At 68.1% G+C, this 20,876-nt stretch carries 21 protein-coding genes; 13 read left to right on the forward strand and 8 right to left on the reverse strand.

Annotation, left to right across the window (positions count from 1 at the left end):
* The first annotated feature begins 67 nt into the window (after positions 1–67).
* The 5 genes from B9A95_RS17615 (at position 68) to B9A95_RS17635 (ending at position 6,108) form a co-directional block, all read left to right on the forward strand.
* On the forward strand, positions 68–1,420 hold the full coding sequence (locus B9A95_RS17615) for an HD-GYP domain-containing protein (RefSeq protein WP_245808360.1): 1,353 nt from the start codon (positions 68–70) through the stop codon (positions 1,418–1,420).
* Positions 1,421–1,488: 68 nt separating this feature from the next.
* Complete coding sequence (locus B9A95_RS17620; RefSeq protein WP_245808361.1) at positions 1,489–2,418, forward strand: histone deacetylase family protein; 930 nt, start codon at positions 1,489–1,491, stop codon at positions 2,416–2,418.
* 118 nt (positions 2,419–2,536) lie between these two features.
* Complete coding sequence (locus B9A95_RS17625) at positions 2,537–3,163, forward strand: Crp/Fnr family transcriptional regulator (protein ID WP_084048491.1); 627 nt, start codon at positions 2,537–2,539, stop codon at positions 3,161–3,163.
* Positions 3,164–3,238: 75 nt separating this feature from the next.
* Positions 3,239–4,276: a DNA double-strand break repair nuclease NurA gene (locus B9A95_RS17630; RefSeq protein WP_139806855.1), complete on the forward strand. Its 1,038-nt coding sequence runs from the start codon at positions 3,239–3,241 to the stop codon at positions 4,274–4,276.
* A 56-nt stretch (positions 4,277–4,332) separates the two neighbouring features.
* On the forward strand, positions 4,333–6,108 hold the full coding sequence (locus tag B9A95_RS17635; RefSeq protein WP_084048493.1) for an ATP-binding protein: 1,776 nt from the start codon (positions 4,333–4,335) through the stop codon (positions 6,106–6,108).
* Between the two features lie 573 nt (positions 6,109–6,681).
* Here the strand turns inward: B9A95_RS17635 and B9A95_RS17640 are convergent.
* From B9A95_RS17640 to pdxR, 4 genes are read right to left on the reverse strand one after another with little or no spacing between them, the layout of a single operon-like run.
* Positions 6,682–7,587, reverse strand: a complete 906-nt coding sequence (locus B9A95_RS17640; protein ID WP_084048494.1) for an ion transporter — start codon at positions 7,585–7,587, stop codon at positions 6,682–6,684.
* A gap of 3 nt (positions 7,588–7,590) precedes the next feature.
* Positions 7,591–8,769: a glutathionylspermidine synthase family protein gene (locus B9A95_RS17645; RefSeq protein ID WP_342744596.1), complete on the reverse strand. Its 1,179-nt coding sequence runs from the start codon at positions 8,767–8,769 to the stop codon at positions 7,591–7,593.
* A 14-nt stretch (positions 8,770–8,783) separates the two neighbouring features.
* Positions 8,784–9,176 (reverse strand): hypothetical protein, encoded by a 393-nt coding sequence (locus B9A95_RS17650; RefSeq protein ID WP_084048496.1) that lies wholly within the window; start codon positions 9,174–9,176, stop codon positions 8,784–8,786.
* Positions 9,173–10,675 carry a MocR-like pyridoxine biosynthesis transcription factor PdxR gene (gene pdxR / locus B9A95_RS17655; protein ID WP_084048497.1) on the reverse strand — a complete coding sequence of 501 codons (1,503 nt, stop codon included), beginning with the start codon at positions 10,673–10,675 and terminating at the stop codon, positions 9,173–9,175. Before pdxR ends, B9A95_RS17650 begins: the two co-directional genes overlap by 4 nt.
* Positions 10,676–10,693: 18 nt before the next feature.
* On the opposite strand from pdxR, the gene B9A95_RS17660 reads away from it, so the two are divergent.
* From B9A95_RS17660 to B9A95_RS17695, 8 genes are all read left to right on the forward strand, one after another.
* Positions 10,694–11,125 carry a carboxymuconolactone decarboxylase family protein gene (locus B9A95_RS17660; RefSeq protein WP_084048498.1) on the forward strand — a complete coding sequence of 144 codons (432 nt, stop codon included), beginning with the start codon at positions 10,694–10,696 and terminating at the stop codon, positions 11,123–11,125.
* 351 nt (positions 11,126–11,476) lie between these two features.
* Positions 11,477–11,674, forward strand: coding sequence for a hypothetical protein (locus B9A95_RS17665; protein WP_084048499.1), 198 nt, complete (start codon positions 11,477–11,479; stop codon positions 11,672–11,674).
* A gap of 43 nt (positions 11,675–11,717) precedes the next feature.
* Positions 11,718–11,993 (forward strand): type 1 glutamine amidotransferase family protein, encoded by a 276-nt coding sequence (locus B9A95_RS17670; protein WP_084048500.1) that lies wholly within the window; start codon positions 11,718–11,720, stop codon positions 11,991–11,993.
* The gene (locus tag B9A95_RS17675; protein WP_084048501.1) at positions 11,986–12,432 is read left to right on the forward strand and encodes a GNAT family N-acetyltransferase; all 447 of its coding nucleotides are present in this window, start codon (positions 11,986–11,988) and stop codon (positions 12,430–12,432) included. Before B9A95_RS17670 ends, B9A95_RS17675 begins: the two co-directional genes overlap by 8 nt.
* Entirely contained in the window at positions 12,429–13,046 is a 618-nt protein-coding gene (locus B9A95_RS17680; RefSeq protein ID WP_084048502.1) for a pyridoxamine 5'-phosphate oxidase family protein, read from the forward strand. Before B9A95_RS17675 ends, B9A95_RS17680 begins: the two co-directional genes overlap by 4 nt.
* A gap of 78 nt (positions 13,047–13,124) precedes the next feature.
* Complete coding sequence (locus tag B9A95_RS17685) at positions 13,125–14,369, forward strand: aspartate aminotransferase family protein (protein ID WP_084048503.1); 1,245 nt, start codon at positions 13,125–13,127, stop codon at positions 14,367–14,369.
* A gap of 126 nt (positions 14,370–14,495) precedes the next feature.
* Complete coding sequence (locus B9A95_RS17690) at positions 14,496–15,899, forward strand: MATE family efflux transporter (RefSeq protein ID WP_084048504.1); 1,404 nt, start codon at positions 14,496–14,498, stop codon at positions 15,897–15,899.
* 84 nt (positions 15,900–15,983) lie between these two features.
* Positions 15,984–16,937: an IS630 family transposase gene (locus B9A95_RS17695; protein ID WP_084048505.1), complete on the forward strand. Its 954-nt coding sequence runs from the start codon at positions 15,984–15,986 to the stop codon at positions 16,935–16,937.
* Between the two features lie 28 nt (positions 16,938–16,965).
* Here the strand turns inward: B9A95_RS17695 and B9A95_RS17700 are convergent, their stop codons facing one another.
* The 4 genes from B9A95_RS17700 to sat all read right to left on the reverse strand — a co-directional run bounded on the left by B9A95_RS17700 (position 16,966) and on the right by sat (position 20,874).
* Positions 16,966–17,700, reverse strand: coding sequence for an ABC transporter ATP-binding protein (locus tag B9A95_RS17700; RefSeq protein ID WP_139806856.1), 735 nt, complete (start codon positions 17,698–17,700; stop codon positions 16,966–16,968).
* 49 nt (positions 17,701–17,749) lie between these two features.
* Complete coding sequence (locus B9A95_RS17705) at positions 17,750–18,523, reverse strand: ABC transporter permease (protein WP_084050802.1); 774 nt, start codon at positions 18,521–18,523, stop codon at positions 17,750–17,752.
* A 64-nt stretch (positions 18,524–18,587) separates the two neighbouring features.
* Entirely contained in the window at positions 18,588–19,556 is a 969-nt protein-coding gene (locus tag B9A95_RS17710) for an ABC transporter substrate-binding protein (RefSeq protein WP_084048507.1), read from the reverse strand.
* A 142-nt stretch (positions 19,557–19,698) separates the two neighbouring features.
* Positions 19,699–20,874 carry a sulfate adenylyltransferase gene (sat, locus tag B9A95_RS17715; RefSeq protein WP_084048508.1) on the reverse strand — a complete coding sequence of 392 codons (1,176 nt, stop codon included), beginning with the start codon at positions 20,872–20,874 and terminating at the stop codon, positions 19,699–19,701.
* Between the last annotated feature and the right edge of the window lie 2 nt (positions 20,875–20,876).

A 20,876-nucleotide genomic window follows, 5' to 3' on the forward strand; every position in this document is an offset into this window, starting at 1 on the left:
TCTCCGCGCCGCGAGCATTAAGGCGTCTGGCCGGGGCAGGCTTTTGTTTGATGCTAGGCTTTCCTCCGTGAGTCGCCACCGTCCCCTGGTTGCCATGCTGATCGTGCTGGGGCTAGGCGCACTGGGATACGCCGCCCGCACCGATCAGCAGGCGCTGCTGGTGGGCGCGGCGCTGCTGCTGGCCCTCGTCACCGCCCCGCTGTCCGGACTGCCGCGCTGGACGGCGCTCGTCGCCTATCCGGTCGCCTTTATCGTCTCCATGCTGCCGCCCGGCCTTCCGCTGCGGCCCATCGACTTGGCGGTGGCCCTGCTGGTGCTGACCGGACTGGGCATCTTGGTGCTGCGCGAGGGAGAGCTGAATGAGGAGCTGCGCTGGCGGCGCAAGACGGTACAGGCGCTGCAGACGGCCAGCCTGGGCCTGGTGGGGGCGAGCGACGCGTTTGGCATCAGCCGCGCCGCCGTGGATATTCTGGACGACCTGCACGTCGCGCCGAACGTCGCCTTCGTGGCCTACCGGCAGGGCACCCCCTACATCCTGACGGCGCGCGGCGCGTTCTCGCGCTATGTGGGCCAACCCATCCACCCCAGCAACAACGACAGCGCCAGCGTGCAGGCCGACAACTGGGTGGCCGAGGAAGTGCTGGCGCTGCTGCTGCGCGAGGAGCGGCGCTTTTTTACGGTGCTGCCGGTGGAAGACCGTCTGGAACAGCACCTGGGCCTGCTGGTGCTGACGAGTCCCCTCCAGCCCCTGACGGGCGAGGAGCGGGCCGTGGTGTCGTCCTTCGCGCAGCTGCTGGCCTCGCAGCTGGGGCAGTTGCAGGTGATCGACGAGCTGAACGAGGCCAATGACCTGACCCTGCGCTCCCTGAGTTCAGCGCTGGAATACCGCGACGATGACACCGGCGGGCACACCACCCGCGTCGTCAGCCTGAGCGTTCGCCTCGGCCACACCCTGGGCTGGGCCGAGGAGCGGGTGCGGGCGCTGCGCTGGGGTGCGTACCTGCACGATCTGGGCAAGCTCGCCATCCCCGACCGCATTCTGCACAAACGCGGTGGCCTGGACTCCGAGGAGCGGCAGATCATCCAGGGCCACGCCCTGCTGGGATACGACCTGCTGCAAGACCTGCACTTCCTGCCCGCTGAGACGCTGGACCTGGTGCGCTACCACCACGAGCGCTGGGACGGCACGGGCTATCCCACCGGGCTGCGCGGCCACAATATCCCCGAGCCCGCCCGCCTGTTTGCCATCGTGGACGTGTATGACGCGCTCACCAATGCCCGTCCCTACAAGGGCGCCTGGACCCAGGAAAGGGCCCTGGAAGAGATCCGCCTGCAGGCGGGCCGCCACTTCGATCCCCATTACGTGGAGGTGTTCGTCCGGATGATGTCGGAACAGGACGACGCGAGCCTGGTGCAGTAGACTCCACAGCCACCGGAAGGTGTCCGCGCCTGCGGCCCTACCGAGCACAGACGCGCGAGACTGCGCGGGTGAGCGCTTCCGCTGCGGTCCTCTCCTCTCTGGCGTCCCACCCCTTCCGCGCCTATACGCCCGCTGCCTACACCTTTGAGCTGCCCGAAGGCCACCGCTTTCCGGCCTACAAGTACGCCGGGGTGGCTGAGCGGCTGCGTGGGTTGCTGCCCGTACTCGACACCCCGGCCCTGCGCTGGGCCGACGCGGCGCGCGTTCACGACGCCCTGTGGCTGCGGCGCTGGCGGCGCGGTGAGGTGACGGCCAGTGAGGAACGTGCCTTCGGCCTGCCCTGGAGCCCGGGGGTGGTAGAGCGGGCCCGCCGTGCGGCCGGGGGCAGCCTGGCCGCCCTGCACGACGCCCTGGGCGTGGGCTGGGGCGCGAACCTGGCGGGCGGCACCCACCACGCCTTCCGAGACCGTGCCGAGGGTTTTTGCCTGGTCAACGACGCGGCGATCCTCACGCACGTCGCGCTGGACGACGGCCTGGCGCGGCGGGTGGCCGTGCTGGACCTGGACGTCCATCAGGGCAACGGCACGGCGGCGCTGCTGGCAGGGGAGGAGCGGGCTTTTACGCTGTCCATTCACGGCGAGCGCAACTACCCCTTTCGCAAGGAGCGCAGCAGTCTGGACCTCGGCCTGGGTGATGGGGTGACGGACGCCGAATACTTGGAGGTGCTGCGTGGGACGGCCCTCCCGGCGCTTGACGCCTTTCGCCCCGATCTGCTGCTGTACCTCGCCGGGGCGGATGTGCTCGCCGGGGACCGCTTCGGCCGCTTCGCCCTGACGCTCGAAGGGGTGCGCGAGCGCAACCGTACCGTGCTCACCTGGGCGCGCAACGCCGACCTCCCCGTCGTGACCATGATGGCGGGCGGCTACAACCGGGACCATGCCCTCACTGTCGAGGCCCATGCCAGCGTCGTGCTGGACGGACTCGACGTGTTCGGTTGAGTGTGGCGATTGATGTGACCTTCACAAAGTACCTCCCGAACGCTTTAATCTTAAAAGGAGTTTGTAGATTGACGGGGTAGTCCTGTGCCTTTCCGTCCTCTTGCCCCAGGAGCATCCCATGACCCTGCACACCGCCACGCCTGCCCTGAACGATCCGCACCGCCGTCCCCTGCGCCGGGGGGACACACTGTACTACGCGGGTGATACCGCGCCGAGCCTCTACCGACTGGAAAGTGGTCTCCTGCGCGCGGTGCGCCTGACGCCGCAGGGCCGCACCCTGACGGTGCGCCACATTCATCCGGGGGACGTGTTTGGCGAGGAGAGCCTGCACGGCACCGCACGTGGGCACCAGGTGGTGGCGCTCACCGACGCGGCCGTGACGGCCCTGCACCCGCAGCACCTCAGTGGCAATGAGCTGTGGGAGGTCACGCGCAGCCTCAGCACCCAGCTGCAGCGCGTGATGACCGACGGCGTGCATATCCAGGACGGCGAACTGCGCGAACGCATCGCCCGCTACCTCCTGCACCTGGCGGACAGCAGTCTGGGTGGACGGCACGGTGACGGCACCCGCTTTGTGCGCGCGACCCACGAGTTGATCGCCGAGGGTACCGGGGCCACCCGCGAGAGCGTCAGTAAACTGATCGGCGAGATGCGCGACGACGGCCTGCTGACCCCCGCCTACCGCTGCCTGACCCTGACGGATGAGGCCAGCCTGCGGGTGCTGAGCGGCTACCACGGGGAATAGAGGCGGTCGCCCGTCGGGCGTGGGGTGCGGGAAAAGTCCTTCCCGCACCCCACGCCGCTTGCCGCGCCCCCTAGAATGCCTCCCATGCGGATTCGTCTGGACCCCTGGCCCGTGGATATCGAGGGCGGGCAACTCAGCTTGCAGAGGTTCGACGGTGAACTGATCGATCTGGAAACGCCGCGCTGGGCGGCCATTCCACCCCGGCCTCTGCCCCCGCGGCTGCACACGGTGCATGTGGTGGACGGCAAGCGGCGCATGGAGTCGCGGGTGTTTGTGGAGGACGAGCGGGGTGGCTCGGGCATCGGCGGCTTCGGGGCTTACGTGGTGGGCGCGGTAAACCTCTGCCCGCACGGCTCGCGCCCGGCAACGCTGACGGACGTGAAGGCGCGGCGCCTGCTTGCGCACGCGCCGGACCTGCGCGTTGACCCCTACCGCCTCTCCCCGCGTGATCCGCATACGGGACGGCTGGAGTATCAACCCATCCGTGCCGACAGCGCCGATCCGCTCGCGCCGCTGCACAAGTTGCAGAGCGTGATGCTGCAAGAGGAGCAGGAACTCTCGCATGGGCTCGCCTCCGCTGTGCCGTTCGACGAGATGGACACCCGCGAAGCGCTGACGGCGCTGACGCTTCAAGACGGCCCCCTGCGGCGCAGAAGCAATCTGGGCGGTGCAGTCGTGGGTTACGTGAAGACGATGCAGACCCAGTACCTGCCGCCCGACCGCGTGGGCCTGCTCTCGGAGCTGAAGCCCGGCGAGCGGACGCCGATCATGCACCTGACCTCCCAGACGGGCAAGACCACGCGCTTTATCTGGTACGTGCGGCTGTGCGAGGCCGCCTTTTATCAGCACCCCATGTCCGGCGTGATGCGGCTGGAGATGTACGCGCCCGAGGAGCCCGACTTTCTGCCGCCTATCGTGCGCGAGGTGGCGGGCTTGAGTGGCACGCTGCTCTGCCGCCTGGCGAGCCAGGCCCACAAGGACCCCCGCGCTCCCCAGAACCTGATTCCCACCGCTGCGCTGGAGCAGGCCATGACCCGCGCGATGGGCAGCGCGGACCTGGTAAGTCGCCGCCTGCGCGCCCACATCGCCCGCGAACTGGGCGTGGCCTCTTGAGCGGGAATTTACGGCTGGGTGGGCCGGAGCAACCCGAACAGGCGGAGCGCATCGGCATGGTGCTGGGCACAGAGGACGCCACGCCCGTCACCTTCTGGTTCGCCGTTTCGCCCGGCGCGAGCGTGCAGATGGACGACCTCATCACCGTGCAGACGCGTAAGCCGGACGGCAGCCTGGTTCATTTCTACGGCACGGTAGACCATGTGCGGACCCGGCACGAGGGCGTCTCCTTCGACAGCGACGTGGCCGATGTGGTGGCGGGATTGTTACCGGCGTCGGTCAGTTACGCGGCGCGCGTTCTCGTCACGCGGGTGGACCCGGAGGACTTCATTCCCCCCCAGCCCGGCGACGAGGTGCGGCACGCCCGGGGTGAGGACCTGCGGCTGGCCCTCAGCGCCGACAAGATGGACTATTCCTTTCCGGGAGGGCTCCTCGCCGACGGTCAGGTGCTGCCCCTGAACTACCAGTTCGTGAACGGCGAGAGTGGCGGCCACATCAATATCAGCGGCATCTCCGGCGTAGCGACGAAGACGAGTTACGCCCTGTTCCTGCTGCATTCCATCTTCCGCAGTTCGCTGCTGCAAGACCGCAACGAGGGCCACAACACCCGGGCGGTGATCTTCAACGTCAAGGGTGAGGACCTGCTGTTTCTGGACCAGCCCAACCGCCGCGTATCCGAGAAAGAAGGTGTGGTGCAGGGCCGCAAGGGCTGGGTGGAGGGACGCTACGCCCGCCTGGGTCTGCCCGTCGAGCCGTTCCGGGACGTGCAGTTCCTTGCCCCTCCGAAGGGCGGCCCCGGTGACGTGATCGTGCCCGATGTAGAGCAGCGCGGTGAGGGCGTCACGCCGTTTGTCTTTTCCCTGCGCGAGTTCTGTCAGCGCCGGATGCTGCCCTACGTTTTTCCCGACGGCAGCAGCAGCCTCAACCTCGGCTTCGTGATCGGCAACATCGAGGAGAAGCTGGCGCGGCTGGCGGCGAGCGACGACGCGCCGTACCTCACGGTGGAGGACTGGCAGCCGGAGACGGAAGCGCTGCTCTCGGAGGACGTGCGGTTCGACGAACTGGGCGCGACGCGGCTCCAGACCTTCTCGCAGTTGATCTCCTACCTCGAGTACAAACTGCTGGAGCAAAACGACGGCGAGGGCGATCCCAAGTGGGTGCTGAAGCAGAACCAGGGAACGCTGCGGGCCTTTGTGCGCCGCTTGAGAGGCGTGCAAAAGCACCTCGCGCCCCTGATTCGCGGGGACCTCACGCCCGCGCAGGCGGCCCGTTTTCGACCGGACCTGCTGCAACCGGGCATCCAGACGAGCGTGGTGGATATCCACAAACTCGGCTCCCACGCGCAGGGCTTCGTGGTGGGCGTGCTGCTGCGGGACCTCTTCGAGCACAAGGAGCGGTTTGGGCGGCAGGACACCGTGTTCGTGGTGCTTGACGAGCTGAACAAGTACGCGCCGCGCGAGGGCGACAGTCCCATCAAGGACGTGCTGCTCGATATTGCCGAGCGAGGACGTTCCCTGGGAATTATCCTGATTGGCGCGCAGCAGACCGCCAGCGAGGTGGAGCGCCGCATCGTGTCCAACGCGGCCATTCGCGTCGTCGGGCGGTTGGACCTCGCGGAGGCCGAGCGGCCCGAGTACCGCTTTCTGCCGCAGAGCTTCCGGGCCCGCGCGGGCATCCTGCAACCCGGCACCATGCTGGTGTCGCAGCCCGACGTGCCCAATCCGGTGCTCGTCAATTATCCCTTTCCCGCCTGGGCCACCCGGCGCGACGAGGTGGGCGAGGCCCTGGGCCGGGCGGTGGAGGACGTGGGGAGCGACTGGCTGGGGCTCTGAATGGAACTTCTCCAGCGCTGGCGGCCGTAAAGCCTGACGTCAAGTTCTGAAAGGGGACGGTGTGCAGGGCGCGGACCCAGCCCGTACGCCCGCCAGGCTCAAGATCGCCATGCGGCGGAGGGGTGCAGCGGCCTGAAGTCCGCCTCGTTAACAACCCCCCCCAGAGCGCCGGTGTGCCGGGCGTGGCCCCAGGGGCGGAGGGCCGCACCCCTTGCTCCAGCGGTAAGGATTGCGGTTCGTCCGTGATGGGATCACGGGCCAACTCCTGCGGACGTGCAACGCTGCGCCGCAGAGCGAGCGGGAAAACGGTGACACAGCGGCGTGGAATCACCGGAGCGGACGGAACGGATGATCCCGCAAACCGTATGACCCAGGTGTACACCCTCATGGCTCCACGCCCGGGACCCGGGTTGCTCCTTCTCCCCTGTGGCGCTGTACCCGTCTGCTTGACAGCTCTACGGGTCGCGTGCGTTTGCAGGTCGAACTTGAAGCACTTCGTAAAGGATGAGGCAGGCGTCCGTATGAAGTCTGCCAGAAATGGGCCGTCAAGCGCCGGTCCCGGCGGCCACCTGTTTACGAAGAGGTGTTTTCAGGAGGCCAAGGTGCTCGGCTTTCCCTGTGCGCCGAAATAGACCCTGGTGGAGACAGCTCTCCGCCGCAATGCGGGCAGTGGGCCGGGTCCCCCCGTTCTTGTGGGAAAGCGGTCGGTGCGGCCAGTTGCCTCAGCCGGGCGAGCTCCTCGGCGAACCCGCTGGCGATCATGCCTGCCGGAAGCGCCACCATGCCAACGCCAAACAGCATAATGGTGCCCGCCAAGACCTTGCCCAGAGGGGTGGCCGGATACACGTCGCCGTAGCCGGTGGTGGTCAGGGTCACCACCGCCCACCACAGGGCATGGGGAATGCTCTCGAAGCCCTTGGTCCCTGCCCCCGACTCGACCTGGTAGAGCAAGCTGGCGGCGATAAACACGAGCACCAGCACAATCAGCCCGGTGCTGATCAGTTCCCCGGCCCGCTGCTGAATCACCCGCCCGATCAGCAGCAGCGAGTTGGAGTAATGGCCCAGCCGCAGCAGCGAGAGCAGCTTGAGCAGCCGCAGTCCCCGGAGGCTCGCCAGCGCCGTCGTGCCCGGGGTTAGCAGCACCACGATCACCAGCAGGTCGATGAGCGGCAGCGGGGAGAGGGCGTAGCGCAGGTGCCCCTGCTGACGCGGCGTAAAGCCCGGGCGCAGCGGCACCACATACAGCCGGGCGAGGTATTCGAGCGTGAACACCAGGCCGCTGAACAACTCAAACAGGCGCATCTCGTGCCGGTACAGCGCCAAGACCTCCGGTACGGTGGAGAGCACTGTCACGGTAACGTTGAGCAGAATCAGCAGGACGAGCAGGGTATTGAAGGCGCGCTCACCGGGCCCGGCGCCGTCGCCCGGGTCGAGAAAGGTGTAGAGCCGGGCCTGAAAGGTCGGGGCGGAAGGACGCACCCTTTACTTTCCCACACCGGACTTTTCCAGGTGGGAGGCAGGCAACACCACGTGCGGCGCGAAGGTGGCCCGGTTGTCCGTCACGCGGCCCCGCCCCTCCCGGATACCCAGGCCGCACACCTCGTCGCCCGCCACCCACACGCCCAGCACCGGATACCGGGGGCCGTCCGCCGCCTCAAAGGTAGGCAGTTCGGTATACGCCTGCTCCACCATGGGCAGGTCACCGTAGGCCCCCGGTGTGGGAACCTCGCCCGGCAGCGTTACGTTCTGGCCCTCGCGCGAGTACAGCGGCTTGCGGACCACCCGCTCGCCCAACCGCCCGGGCGTCAGTGAGGCGGGCAGGACCAACCCCGAGTCGGGGTAGCGCTCGTGTAGGTGGGCGAGCAGCCCCTTGCTGCCCGTGACCGCCTTCCACAGCGGTTCGATCAAGCGCGTCTCGGTGGTGGCGAGGAAGGCGGCATCCCTGGATTCCCAGGCGTACTCGAAGGGCCACAGCCACATCAGGTGCCGAATGGACAGGCTCCAGGTGTCGAGCAGGTGGGGAAACTCGGGGCTGGTGCCGATCTCGTCCGCCATCAGGAAGCTGCCGCGTACCCCCGCCGCCTGCGCCAGGTCGCGCAGGTAGGTCACCGTGGCGATGTCCTCCTCACTGTGCCCGGCGCTGAAGTGGGCTTCGCGCACGCCACACTTGGCAAAGAGGTGCGTCCACTGCTCGCTCAGGCCCTCATGAATGGTGTTCCACTGCGTCCCGTGCCCCGGCAGTTCGCCCGCCTCCTGCTGGTCCTCCAACCACTGCCACTGACAGACCGCCGCCTCAATCAGGGAGGTGGGGGTCTGGGCGTTCACCTCCAGCAGCCGCGCGTGGCCCTGGCCGTCATAGGCGAGGTCCAGGCGCATATAGACGGTGGGATCGTCGCGCTCCCAGGAGTCGCGCACCGCCGCGCGGAGAAAGGTGGGGATGCCCAGCTCATTCAGTCGCCCGCCCTCGATGGCGGCGCCCGTCGCTTCCAGCACCATGTTCGTCAGGTCCTGGCTGTCGCGGCGCAGCTTCTCAACCTCGCCGGGGGTGAACACGTAGGCCACGTCCTCGCCCCAGTAGGGCACGGGGTGTTCGGGGGTGGGCGCGTACCAGGTCATGCCCACGTCTCGCAGCCGCTTTTCCCAGCCGGGACGTGGCGTCAAGCTGCGGCGCTGCATCAGCCGCCGAAGCTTCCCCGGGAACGCCCGCTGCTCGTCAGGCCGCCCCGGCTGATACTCACTCCGCGCGCCTTGAACGAACCGTAGGCGCCTTTGCGGGCGTCGTAGCTCATGCCGCGCTCGTCGATGCCCCCGCTGGGGGTGTAGCCCAGGTAGCGGGTGGTGCTGCCGCTGCTGTAGAAGTAGGGGCCGTAGTAGAAAAAGCTGCTCCCGCTGCTGCTGCGGTAACAGGGGTTGCGCAGACCCTGGGCGATCTGGGCCGCGTAGGCCCTGCGGCAGTCCTCGTAGGAGTTGTAGGACACGCGGCTGTAGCGGCTGTAGTCGTCGTGGGCACAGCTCGCCAGCAGGGCGGGCAGGGCCGCCAGCAGCGGCAGATGGAAGGTCTTTCTCATACGTCCTCATACGTGGCAGCGGGAGCAGGAGTTCCCAGCCGGGGCGCGAGAACCCGCACGATCTCCCGCGCGCCCCGCTCCACCTGCGCCGCCGTGAGGCCGCCGTAGCCCAGCAGCAGGGCATTGGGAACGGCACCCGCGAAGGTGTAGCTGTGCAGGGTGGAGACGAAGACCCCGCGTTGTGCCAGAGCCGCCGCCACCTCCGCGCCCGGAATGTGGGCAGGCAGGTGGAGGCAGGCGTGCAGCCCAGCCTCGATACCGCCCAGCCGGGCGTGAGGCGAGAGGGGCGCGAGCGTGTGGGCGAGGGTGGCCTGCTGCCCGGCATGCCAGCGCCGCGCCCGGCGAACGTGCCGGTCCAGGTGTCCGCCGCCGATAAAGTGGATCAGGGCGGCTTGGGTAATGCGGCCGTGTCCCCCGTCGGCCAGTGTCCGCGCGCGGGTGAGGGCCGGAACGAGCACGGGCGGCGCGACGAGAAACCCGGTGCGAACGGCTGGGGTCAGCAGCTTGCTCAGGGTGCCCAGGTACAGCACCCGGCCCTCCGCGCCCTCCAGGCTGGCAAGCGGCGGCAGGGGCGTGGCCCCGTAGCGGAACTCGCCGTCGTAGTCGTCTTCCACGATCAGGGCGTCGTGTTCTTGCGCCCAGCGCAGCAGCGCCAGCCGCCTGGAGAGGGTCATCCGCACACCCAGCGGGTACTGGTGGCTGGGCGTGACCACGGCGAGGCGGGCGCGGGGCAGGTCGTCCGTCACCAGCCCCTCGTCGTCCACAGGGATGGGACGGATCTCCATCCCCGCGTCCAGCAGCACTTGGCGGGCCGCCCGGTAACCGGGATTCTCGAACAGCACGCGGCTGCCGGGCGGAAGGAGGCGGGCGATCAGCCCCAGGGCGCTGAGGCTGCCCGCCGTGACGACGGTTTGCTCTGGAGTGGCCCGCAAACCCCGTGCCCGGCCCACGAAGGCGGCCAGGGCAGCGCGCAACTCGCGCTCGCCCGCCGCGTCGCCGTAGTCGCCTTCGGGTGGGGTCCGGCCCGCCGCCGCCCAGGCCGCCCGCCAGGCCCGCAGGTCCAGCACCTGAGTGCCCGCCACGCCAGGCTGGAAGTGAATTCCAGGTGTCGTCACTCGGGCGTCTACCGGCGCGTCGTCAGGCAGCGTCAACCAGTGGGGGGAGCGGCCCCCACGCTCGCGTCCTCCGTAAACCGCCACCCCAGCCGCCACCCGCGTCCCGCTGCCCACCCGCGTGTCCAGGGTCCCGTCCAGCCGCAGCGCCTCGAAGGCCGCCGTGACCACGCCCCGGGTCACGCCCAGCTCGGCGGCCAGCGAGCGCGAGCCGGGCAGGGCCGTCCCCGCCGGCAGCGTTCCTGTCAGGGCCCCGGCGCGAATCTGGGCGGCCAGCTGGGCGTGCAGCGGTGTGGATGAGGCGCGGTCCAAGGCAATGGGCAGCGGGAACACGTCGAGTGGACCTCCCGTTTGCGCCATATCCGGCTCTGTTCTCGGGTCCAGCATGAACCCTAGTGTAAGGGCATGAACGGAACCCGCCTGCCCTACCAAACCCTGTTGCCCAGCGCCTTCCAGGCCTTGCTCGCCCTGGAGCGCCGCGTGCAGGGCCTGACCCTCGGCGTGCCCCTGCTCGAACCCGTCAAGGTGCGGGCCAGACAGCTCAACGGCTGTGGGTTTTGCCTGGACCGGCCCAGCAAGGACGCCCGAAAGGTGGGGGTGTCCCAGCGCCAGCTCTGCTGGTCCTCGCGGCGCGGCGCGGGAACGCTGTTTACTCCGCGCAGGCAGGCCGTGCTGAAATTCGAAGCGGTCACGCTGCAGGCCGGGGTGCCGGACGCGCCGCTGGGCCGGTTGCGCCCCCACTTCTGCGGCGCCGGGATCATCAAGTGGACGATGGCCGTCATCACGGTTAACGCCTGGAACCGCATGGGCGTGGTCAGTGGGCTGCACCCCGCGTGAGGTCCGGCGTTTCTCGCGCGAAGGCGCGCGCCGCTGCCCCCGTACCCGGCTTCACGGAGGTCTGCCGGCGCGGCCCGCTCAGCGTGGAGCTGTATCGTCCGTACGAACGTGATGGGCAGCGGCCCCACGGGCAAGGCGAGGTGTACGTCGGGCTGACGGACACGTACCGCTGCGGCTCCAACACCCGCGCCTTTGGACCGGGTGATCTGCTGCTCGCCCCCGCAGGCGCGGAACACCGCTCTCAGACGTTTAGCGGTAACCTGGAAGTCTGGGCGATCTTCTACGGCCCGCAGGGGGAGAACGCCCTGGCGAGCGCGTGGTGCTGGGGCAGCGCGTCACGGAGGCCCAGGGGTGAAGCCGGTGCTGCCACTCACGGCGCTGGCCCCGTTGATCTGGGGCAGCACGGACCTCGTCAAGGACACCTTCCTGCCGCACCTTCCGCTTCCATGCTGGCTGCGCTGCGGATTTTGCCTGCTGGACTGGTGCTCGGGCTGGTCCGCGTGTGGCCGCCGCGCGTGGTGGATCACGCGCGGGTCAACGGGCAGGTGACGGTGCAGCAGCGGGCGGACAGGCTGCCCCTCGGCGCGTCCGTGTGCACCGGGACGCCTTCGTACTGGCGCAGGCAGGGCTGCTCGCGGGCCGCACAGTCACCACCCACGGGGAGGACCAGGCCAAACTTGCCTGGCCGTTCCCAGACCTGCGCGTCGTTTCTGGTCAGCCCCGGGTGGAGGAGGACCACATCGTCACCTCCGGCGGCATCGGCGCGGGCATCGACATGAGTCTGCACCCCGTACTCCGTGTCCCGCCTGAACTCGCTGCCGACACCGCCCGTCACATGGAGTACCGCTGGGAGGGGAACCTTGCCTGAAATTCGACCCATTACTCCGGAGGACGCCGCCCTCGCCCTGCCCGCCCTGCGCGAGTTGCGCCCTGCTGCGCCGCAGACGGAGAGCGTGGAGGCCCTCACTGCCCACCTCCTCGCCGTGGAGAGAGAGGGTTACCGCCTCGCCGGTTCCTTTGAGGCAGGCCGGACCGGAGCCGCCGCCGTGACCGGTTACCGCACCTTCACAGTGCTCGCCTTCGGGCAGATGCTGTACGTGGACGACCTCTCCACCTTGCCGGATGCACGCGGAAAGGGACACGCCCGCGCGCTCCTGCGCTGGCTGGAGGGCGAGGCGCGGCGGATGGGGTGCCTGGGCCTGCACCTCGACTCCGGCGTCGGTTCCGCCCGCTTCACCGCCCACCGTCTCTACCTCTCGGCGGGAATGAACATCACCGCCCACCACTTCGAGAAGGAGCTGGAATGACCGACTTCTACGATCCCCGTACCCGTGACCTTTCGCTCAGCCGCCGCCCGCAAAACCGCCGCGACGACGTCTGGATTCGCGCCCTGCTCGCCCGCCTGACTGTGGGGCGCGTCGGGACCGTCTGGACCGGGGAGGACGGCGGGGCGTGGCCGTTTGTCACCCCGCTTGCCTTCGCCTACCGCCCGGAGACGCACGACATCGTGTACCACACGAACGTGGTGGGGCGTCTCCGGGCAAATACCGACCAGAACGCCCCTTCGCGCACCGTCTTCGAGGCTTCTGAGATCGGGCACCTGCTGCCCAGCAACGATCCGCTGGAACTCACCGTGCAGTACCGCAGCGTGATGGCGTTTGGCACCGCCCGCGTGCTGACGGACCGCGAGGAGGCGCGGGAGGCCCTGCGCGTGCTGTCTGAGCGGGCCTTTCCCGGCCTGCGGGTGGGGGAGAGCACGCGGCCGATCCGTGACGCGGACCTCATCCGCACCACGGTCTACTCGCTCGCGGTGGAGCGCTGGAGCGGCAAGGAGAACTGGGCAGAGGCGGCGGCGCAGACGGAGGCGTGGCCCGTACTGCCGCCCGACCTCGCCTCTCCCCGTTCCACCACCCTGGGCTGACCCGCCGGGCTGGACACGGGAAACTGTTTCCCCTTCCTTAACCCCTACACTGAAGTTCAGACTCTGAGGAGGTTTTGCATGACCGCAACGAATGTCAGCAAGTGGCTCGACGCCGAGGTCCGGTATGACTCGGGCGTGTACAACAAGCATCAGGTGGTGATGGTGCGCGGCCAGGGCGCAACCGTGTGGGACGAGACGGGCCGCGCGTACATCGACTGCGTGGCCGGGTACGGCGTGGCCAACATCGGCCACAGTCACCCAGATGTGGTGAAGGCCGTGCAGGAGCAGGCTGCGCGGCTCATGGTGATGCCCCAGACGCTCCCGAACGACAAGCGTGCCGAATTCCTGCAAGAACTCGTCGGCGTGCTGCCGCAGGGGCTGGAGCGCGTTTTCCTGTGCAATTCCGGCACCGAGGCGATGGAAGCCGCCAAGAAGTTCGCCATCACGGCGACGGGCGGGCGCACCAAGTTCGTGTCCATGAAGCGTGGCTTTTCCGGCCGCTCGCTGGGCGCGCTCGCCTTTACCTGGGAACCCAAGTACCGTGAGCCCTTCGGCGACGCGGTGGACGACAAGAACGTCACCTTCGTGACCTACGGCAACGTGGAGGAGCTGCGCGCGGCCATCACCGGGGACATCGCTGCCGTCATCATGGAACCCGTGCAGGGCGAGGGCGGCGTGCGCCCGGTCTCCGCAGAATTCATTCAGGAGGCCCGCCGCCTGACGAAGGAGCGCGGCGCGCTGCTGATCCTCGACGAGATCCAGACCGGCTTTTGCCGCACCGGCAAGATGTTCGCCTGCGAGCACTACGGGGTGGTGCCCGACGGCATGACCCTCGCCAAGGCGATGGCGGGTGGCGTGCCTGTGGGGGCCTTCGCGATGACGCAGGACGTGGCCACCCGGATGCCCAAGGGCGGCCACGGCACCACCTTCGGCGGCAATCCCCTCACCATGGCGGCCGGGGTGGCCGCCATCCGCGCCATGAAAAATGAAGGCATGGCCGAGCAGGCCCGCGAGAAGGGCGCGTACTTCATGGAGAAACTGCGCGCCATCCGCTCGCCCAAAATCCGCGAGGTGCGCGGCCTGGGCCTGATGATCGGCGTGGAACTGAAGGAAAAGAGTGCCCCCTACATCACGGCGCTGGAGCACGAGGAAGGCGTGCTGACCCTTCAGGCCACGCCGCTGGTGGTGCGTTTCCTGCCCCCCGTAACCATCAGCAAGGAGCAGATTGACCAGGCCGTTGCCGCCTTCGAACGCGTGCTGCAAACGGTCAATCCGCGCGAAGTGCCCACCGCCGAAGTGAAGGAAGAGAAGCAGACGGAGTAGGTGAGCTGTGGGGTGCGGGACGGGGCTTTCACCCCCGTCCCGCACCCCTTTTTCTCCCTCCCTGTGTCTAGCCCTCCGCCATTCGGCAGACTCGCCGCTGAAGCTGGGCCTGTAGCCTGACACGGTATGTCTGCGATTACGGCTTCTCCTTCTGAATCGATTCAAGTCCGATCTCCAGGTCGGGAAATCGCGGCCATCGCCGTCCCGGTCAGCCTGGAGATGGTGCTGCAACTCGTGCTTACCTTCGTGAACCAGATTATCGTCGGCACGCTGGGGGCGGCGGCGGTGGCCGCTGTGGGATTGGCGGGCAGCGTGAGCTTCATGTTCTTCGTGGGGCTGGGAGCGCTGGGATCGGGGACCAGCATCCTGGTGGCTCGCCGTGCTGGAGCGAATGACCAGGCGGGGGTCAACGGCACCCTGACCGTGGCCCTGGGGGTAAGCCTGCTGCTGGCCGGGGTGCTGACGGCCCCCGTGGTGCTGGGGGCCGGGGGCGTGCTGGCACTGGCGGGCGCGGCGGCCGACGTGACGGCCCGCGCGGTGCCCTATATGCAGGTCATCATGCTGGCCCTGGTGCCCGGGGTGTACGGCTGGATCCTCAGCGGGGCGCTCCGGTCGTTGGGCCACGCCCGCACGCCGATGGTCGCCACCATGCTCACCGTCGTCATCGAGAGCCTGCTCGCCTGGGGACTGGTCTTCGGGGCCGGACCACTGCCCGAACTGGGTGTGGTGGGGGCCGCGTGGGCGGTGGTGATCGCCCAGATCCTCAAGGCCGCGCTGCTGACCTTCCAGATGTACGGACCGCGCCGCCTCGCTGCTGTGGCCCTGCCTGCCCCCGGAACGCGCCGCGCGGTGGCCGGACCGCTGCTGACCCTGTCGGCCCCCATCGCCCTGACTGAGATGCTGTGGAGCTTCGGTGGGTTTCTGTACGCTGCCGTGTTTGCCCGGGTGGGCACGGAGGCGCTGGCCGCCAGCCAGATCGTCGGGACGCTGGAGGGCATTTTCGTCGTGGGCAGCTTCGGCCTGATGAGCGCGGCCACCGTGCTGATTGGCCGGGCACTGGGAGCGGGCGACGGCTCCGGCGCGCAGGCTTGGTTCGGCCGGGTGTCACGCGCAGGGCTGGTCAGTGGCCTGGGTTTCGGTCTGCTGTTCGCCCTCTCGGCCCTGCTGTTGCCCCTGCTGTTTCCTGCGGTCGGTGAGGCTGTGCGCAGCATGGCGATGGGGGGCGTGCTCCTCATGGCCGCCTCGCAGGCCGTCAAGGTCCGCAACATGATCCTGGGTGGCGGCGTTCTGCCCGGTACGGGGGACGGCAAGGGCGTGATCCTGGGGGACGTGGTGGGCTCCTTCGTCGTCGGCCTGCCCCTCGCCATCCTGCTGGGGCTGCATACCCCACTGGGCGTGTGGGGCGTGTTTCTCGCCCGCGTGCTGGATGAGGTGGCCAAGGTCGTGATCTTCGAGTGGCGTCGCCGCCGACTGAACTGGGACGCGCTGGCCGAGGCGCAGCGGGGGCGGGAGACCACGGCCGCCCACTGAGGTCAGCCCCCGCAAAGGCAAGGACGCTGAAGCTGCTCTGCTTCAGCGTCCTTTCTCTCTTAGAGCACTTGTCATAATGAGAGCATGAAAGCTGTTGGGGGGCGAGGGTACAGTCTGGATCTGCGGGAACGGGTGGTCGCGGCGGTCGAAGGCGGTCAGACTCGGAAAGAGGTCGCCCGGTTGTACCGAATGCGCATCGAAACCGTAGATACCTACCTGGAAAAGCAGCGCCTGGGAACGTTGCACGAGGTGGGTCGGTCTTCTGGTCGTCCCCCACGGGTCACACCCCTACACGAAGAGCAACTGCTGCAACAACTCAAGGCGCATGACGACGCGACATTGATCGAGCATGCTCGCATGCTCGAAGAAGCGACAGGGTTGAAGGTCAGCTTCAAAACTGTGGATCGAGTGTTCCGCAAGCATCACATCACCCGTAAAAAAACTTTGGTCGCGTTCGAGCGAAGTGAAGAAAGGCGACAGCAGTTTCTCAATGACTTAGCTCCGTATCTCACTCATCCAGAACAGCTGGTGTTCCTGGATGAGAGTGGCTTTCACACCGCCATGACACGAGGATACGCGCGTGCGCACAGGACTGAGCGAGCTCATGGCTATGTTCCCAGGAATCACGGACGCAACCAGACCTTGATTTGTGCTCTACAACTTACGGGACCGATGGTCCCGTTCGTTTTGACTGGTGCCGTCAACGGTCCATCGTTTGAATGGTACATCCGCCATTTGGTTTGTCCTATCCTGCAGCCAGGACAGGTCGTTGTCATGGACAACCTGTCGTCTCATCATCGAGCGTCTGTTCCAACACTTATTGAAGCACAGGGTTGTCGGATCCTGTTCCTTCCGCCTTATAGTCCAGACTTTAATCCTATCGAGCTGATGTTCTCTCAGGTCAAGGCGGCCGTCAGAGCGAAGGCTTGTCGAACAGTCGACGGCCTCATCTCTGCCATTGGAGCCGCTTTGCAGGCGGTTCGTGCACAGGACATCAACGCCTGGTTCCGACATGCTTATCCCTCCGTATCTTTATGACAAATGCTCTAGGTCTCTCTCTGGACCCTTACCCTTCCAGCGTTCCCCGCAATTTCGCCACATCCAGGTCCCGCGCCCGGTCGTCGAGCACCACCTCACCGCCGCGCAGGGCGACAACACGTTGCCCCAGGGCCAGGGCCTCGTCGAGGTTGTGGGTCACGAAGACCACCGTGACCTTCTGGGCCCACCAGATGCCCAGCAATTCGTCCGACAGCACCGTGCGCGTGCGGTCGTCCAGCGCGCTGAAGGGTTCGTCCAGCAGCAGCAGGCGGGGCTGCACGGCGAGCGCCCGCGCGAGACTGACGCGCTGGCGCTGCCCGCCCGACAACTCGTGAACGCGCCGGGGACCGTACCCTTCCAGCCCGACGAGCCGGAGCGTCTCGTTCGCGCGGGCGGCCCGTTCAGCGCGGGGAATGCGCTGGCGCTCCAGCCCAAAGGCCACGTTCCCGGCCACCGTTCGCCAGGGAAACAACGCCGCTTCCTGCTGCACCAGCGTCAGGCGGGGGTCTGGGCCGCGGACCGGCGTCTCGCCCAGCCGAATCTCGCCGCGTTGGGGACGCAAAAAGCCTGCCAGCAGCGACAACAACGTGCTCTTGCCGCTACCGGAGGGGCCCACCACGCACAGAAACTCGCCGGGCTGAACCTGCAGGTTGAGCGGCCCCACCCCGGCCTGCCCACGTCCATAGCGGTAGGTCACATCGTCCAGCGCGAGGGGCAGGCCCTGCACGGGGGTGGTGGCAGCGGCGGTGGCCGGGCGGGTCATTGTGACGGTCACTGTACACCTCTCGTGTGTGGGCCTCTCCGTGGCGCGATCACTGCTGAACCTCCAGGCCGTAGTCGCGCCGCACCCGGCCTTCGAGCGCGCGCAGCACGGCGTCAAACAGCCCGCCGATCACGCCGATGGTCAGGATGGTGGCGATCACCAGGGCCATGTTGGCCGTGTTGCGTCCGATTTCCAGCTGCGCGCCCAGGCTCGCGCTGGCGCTGACGAGCAGCTCGCCGCCCACCAACGCGCGCCAGGCAAAGCTCCAGGCGGTCCGCAGCCCAGTCAGGATGCTGGGCACGGCGGCGGGCAGCAGCACCCCGGCGGTCAACCACGGTCCCCGCGCGCCCAGCGTGCGCCCGGCCACCCGCAAGGAGGGCGGTACGTTCATCAGCGCGCCCGACACCGCCAGCGCCACCGGGATAAAGCCCTCCAGAATCACCACGAACAGCACCGCCCGTTCGTTCAGGCCGAAAAACAGGATGGCGAAGGGCACAAAGGCGATGGACGGCACGCTCTGGAGGCCGGTGAGGTACGCCCCCACCGTTTCGCGCAGGGGGCGCCACGCGCCGAGGAGCAGGCCCACCCCGCCCCCGAGCAGCACGGCCAGGCCGTAGCCGATCAGCACCCGGCGCAGGCTGTTCCCGATGCCGGAAAGCAGCTTGCCGTCTTGCGGCCCGTGGCCCCACAGCCCATAGCTGATCTCGGTCCACACCGCCTTCGGGCTGGGAAAGACGTAGGGCGGGTAGAGCTTGAGCACGTCCGTGACGAGCCACCACAGGGCCAGCAGGAGCGCCAGCCCCAGCAGTTGCCAGCCCAGCATCTGCCAGCGGGTGGCGGCGCGGTGGGTGCCCGGGGTGGAGTCGAGGGAAGTCGTCGTCACGCCGTTACTTCTTCAGCGCACTCTTGCTGACGAAGGTGCCCAGGTCCGGCACGCTGCGGGCGTACCCGGCCTCCACGTTCAGCGCGGCGTAGTCGTTCAGGGCGTCGAGATCCAGACCGGTGGTAAATCGGGTGCGGGTCAGGGCGCGCTGCAACACCCGCAGGTCCAGCTTCTGGCCGGTCGATTTTTCCAGCGCCCTGTTGACTGCCGTTTGCGCCGCCGCCGGAGACTTGTTCAGAAAGGCCACCGCGTCCCCATGCGCCTTCAGGAAGTTCGCCACCAGGTCCGGGTTGGCCTGCGCGAACTTGGTGTTGACGATCACGACGGTTGTAGGGTATTGCCCGCTGCGCCACACAGTTTTTTCGGTGCCGATCAGCGTGTGGCCCTGCGCCTGCAACGCTGCGCCCCACGGCTCAGGCACGAGGGTGGCGTCCACTCGCCCCGCGGCAAAGGCGGCGATCACGTCGGCGGGGGGCACGGGCGTCACAGTCACGTTGCCGCCGTCGTTCGCCGCCTTCAGGCCCTGCTCCTTGAGGATGTGGCGCAGGCTGATGTCCTGCGTGTTGCCCAGGCTGGGCACCGCCACGCGCTTCCCGGCGAGGTCCTTGTACGTCTTGATTCCGCTGCCCTTGCGGGCGATCAGCACCGCGCCCGCCTCACTCGCGCCCGCCACAAGCTGCAGGGGCATGCCGCGCGCCGCGCCGTTGATTGCCGGCCCCGGTCCCACGTAGGCGATATCAATCTGCCCTGCGGCGAACGCTTCCATCAGCGTGGTGCCCGAGACGAACTCCTTGGCGTCCAACTTCGCCTTTCCCAGCGCCTTCTGAAAGGTGCCGCGCTCCAGCCCCACGAGGGCGGGCGCGTGCGTAAGGTTGGGAAAGTACCCGAGGCGCACGGTGGAGGCCGTCTGTGCCGAGGCTGTGGAGAGCAGCAGGGCGGAAAGCAGAAGGGGGCGCGTGAAACTTCGGATCATGGGGTCCTCCGGAGCAGGGAATGGGGGGGGGGAGGGGAAGCGGAGTGGGGACACCGCCCCGAGTTGTGGGCTGATCTGGAAAAGCTTAAGCGAGTGAAGGCGGCCCCCGGTGAGGGGGGCAGGGAGGGGATCTGGGGGAGGCTTAACCTTCCCGCGCGTAGGCTTTTCGCAGCACTTCTGCCACCTCGGGCCGCGTGAATTCGCCCGGCAGGTTCTCGCCCGCGCGCAGCTTCTCGCGCACCTTGGTGCCGCTCAGCACGAGGTGATGCTCGGAGCCGTGGGGGCAGGTGCGGGGGCTGACCAACTGGCCGCAGGTCTTGCAGTAGAAGGTGTGCTCGAACTTGAGGATCTGGATGCCCAATTCTTCCTGCGTGAAGTTCCCGAAGATCTCCTGCGCGTCGTAGGTGCCGTAGTAGCTGCCCACCCCCGCGTGGTCCCGGCCCACGATGAAGTGCGTGACCCCGTAGTTGCGCCGCGACAGGGCGTGCAGGATCGCCTCGCGGGGTCCGGCGTAACGCATGGCGGCGGGGTACACGCTCAGCAGGGTGCGGGCCTGGGGGTAGTACCGGTCCAGCAGCACCTCATACGCCTGCACGCGCGTCGGGGCGGGCACGTCGTCGCCCTTGGTGGTGCCCACCAGTGGGTGCAGCAGCAGGCCGTCCACCAGTTCCAGCGTCACCTTGTGCAGGTACTCGTGCGCGCGGTGGATGGGGTTGCGCGTCTGGAAGGCCACCGTGGTGCGCCAGCCGCGCGCCTCGATCACCTCGCGGACTTCAGCGGGCGTGCGGTGGTGCAGGGGGAAGGCGCCCCGCGGCACCTCGAACAGCGTGACTGGCCCGGCCAGGTACACGTCTCCCTGGGCGTACAGCGCCGCGACCCCGGGGTGGGCGGGGTCCTCGGTGCGGTAGACCTCGCGCGCCTCCAGGGCCTTGCGGGCGTCGTAGCGCTCCTGCACGTCCAGCGTGCCCACGTCCTCGCCGCCGTGGGTCAGCACCACGCGGCCAGTGTACGTTTCTGCCTCGTCCCGGGCCACGGGCAGCGTGATGGGAACGCTCCAGGGCGTGCCGTCCGCCAACCGCATCCGCTCCACGACGCTGAGGTAGTCGGCCTCGCCGAGAAAGCCCGTCAGCGGCGAGTACGCGCCTGTGGCCAGCATTTCCAGATCGGCGTAGGAGCGGTCGCCCAGCGCCAGGCGCGGCAGACCGCGCAACTCGGCCGGGTCGAAGTCGTGCCCGGCGCGGCGCACGCGGTGAACGAGGGTACCGCCCAGCGGCGCAGGCAGGAGGAAGGGGGAGGAGGGGTTGGGCAGGGTCGTCATCG

The organism is Deinococcus hopiensis KR-140, from assembly GCF_900176165.1.
Classification (GTDB): Bacteria; Deinococcota; Deinococci; order Deinococcales; family Deinococcaceae; genus Deinococcus; species Deinococcus hopiensis.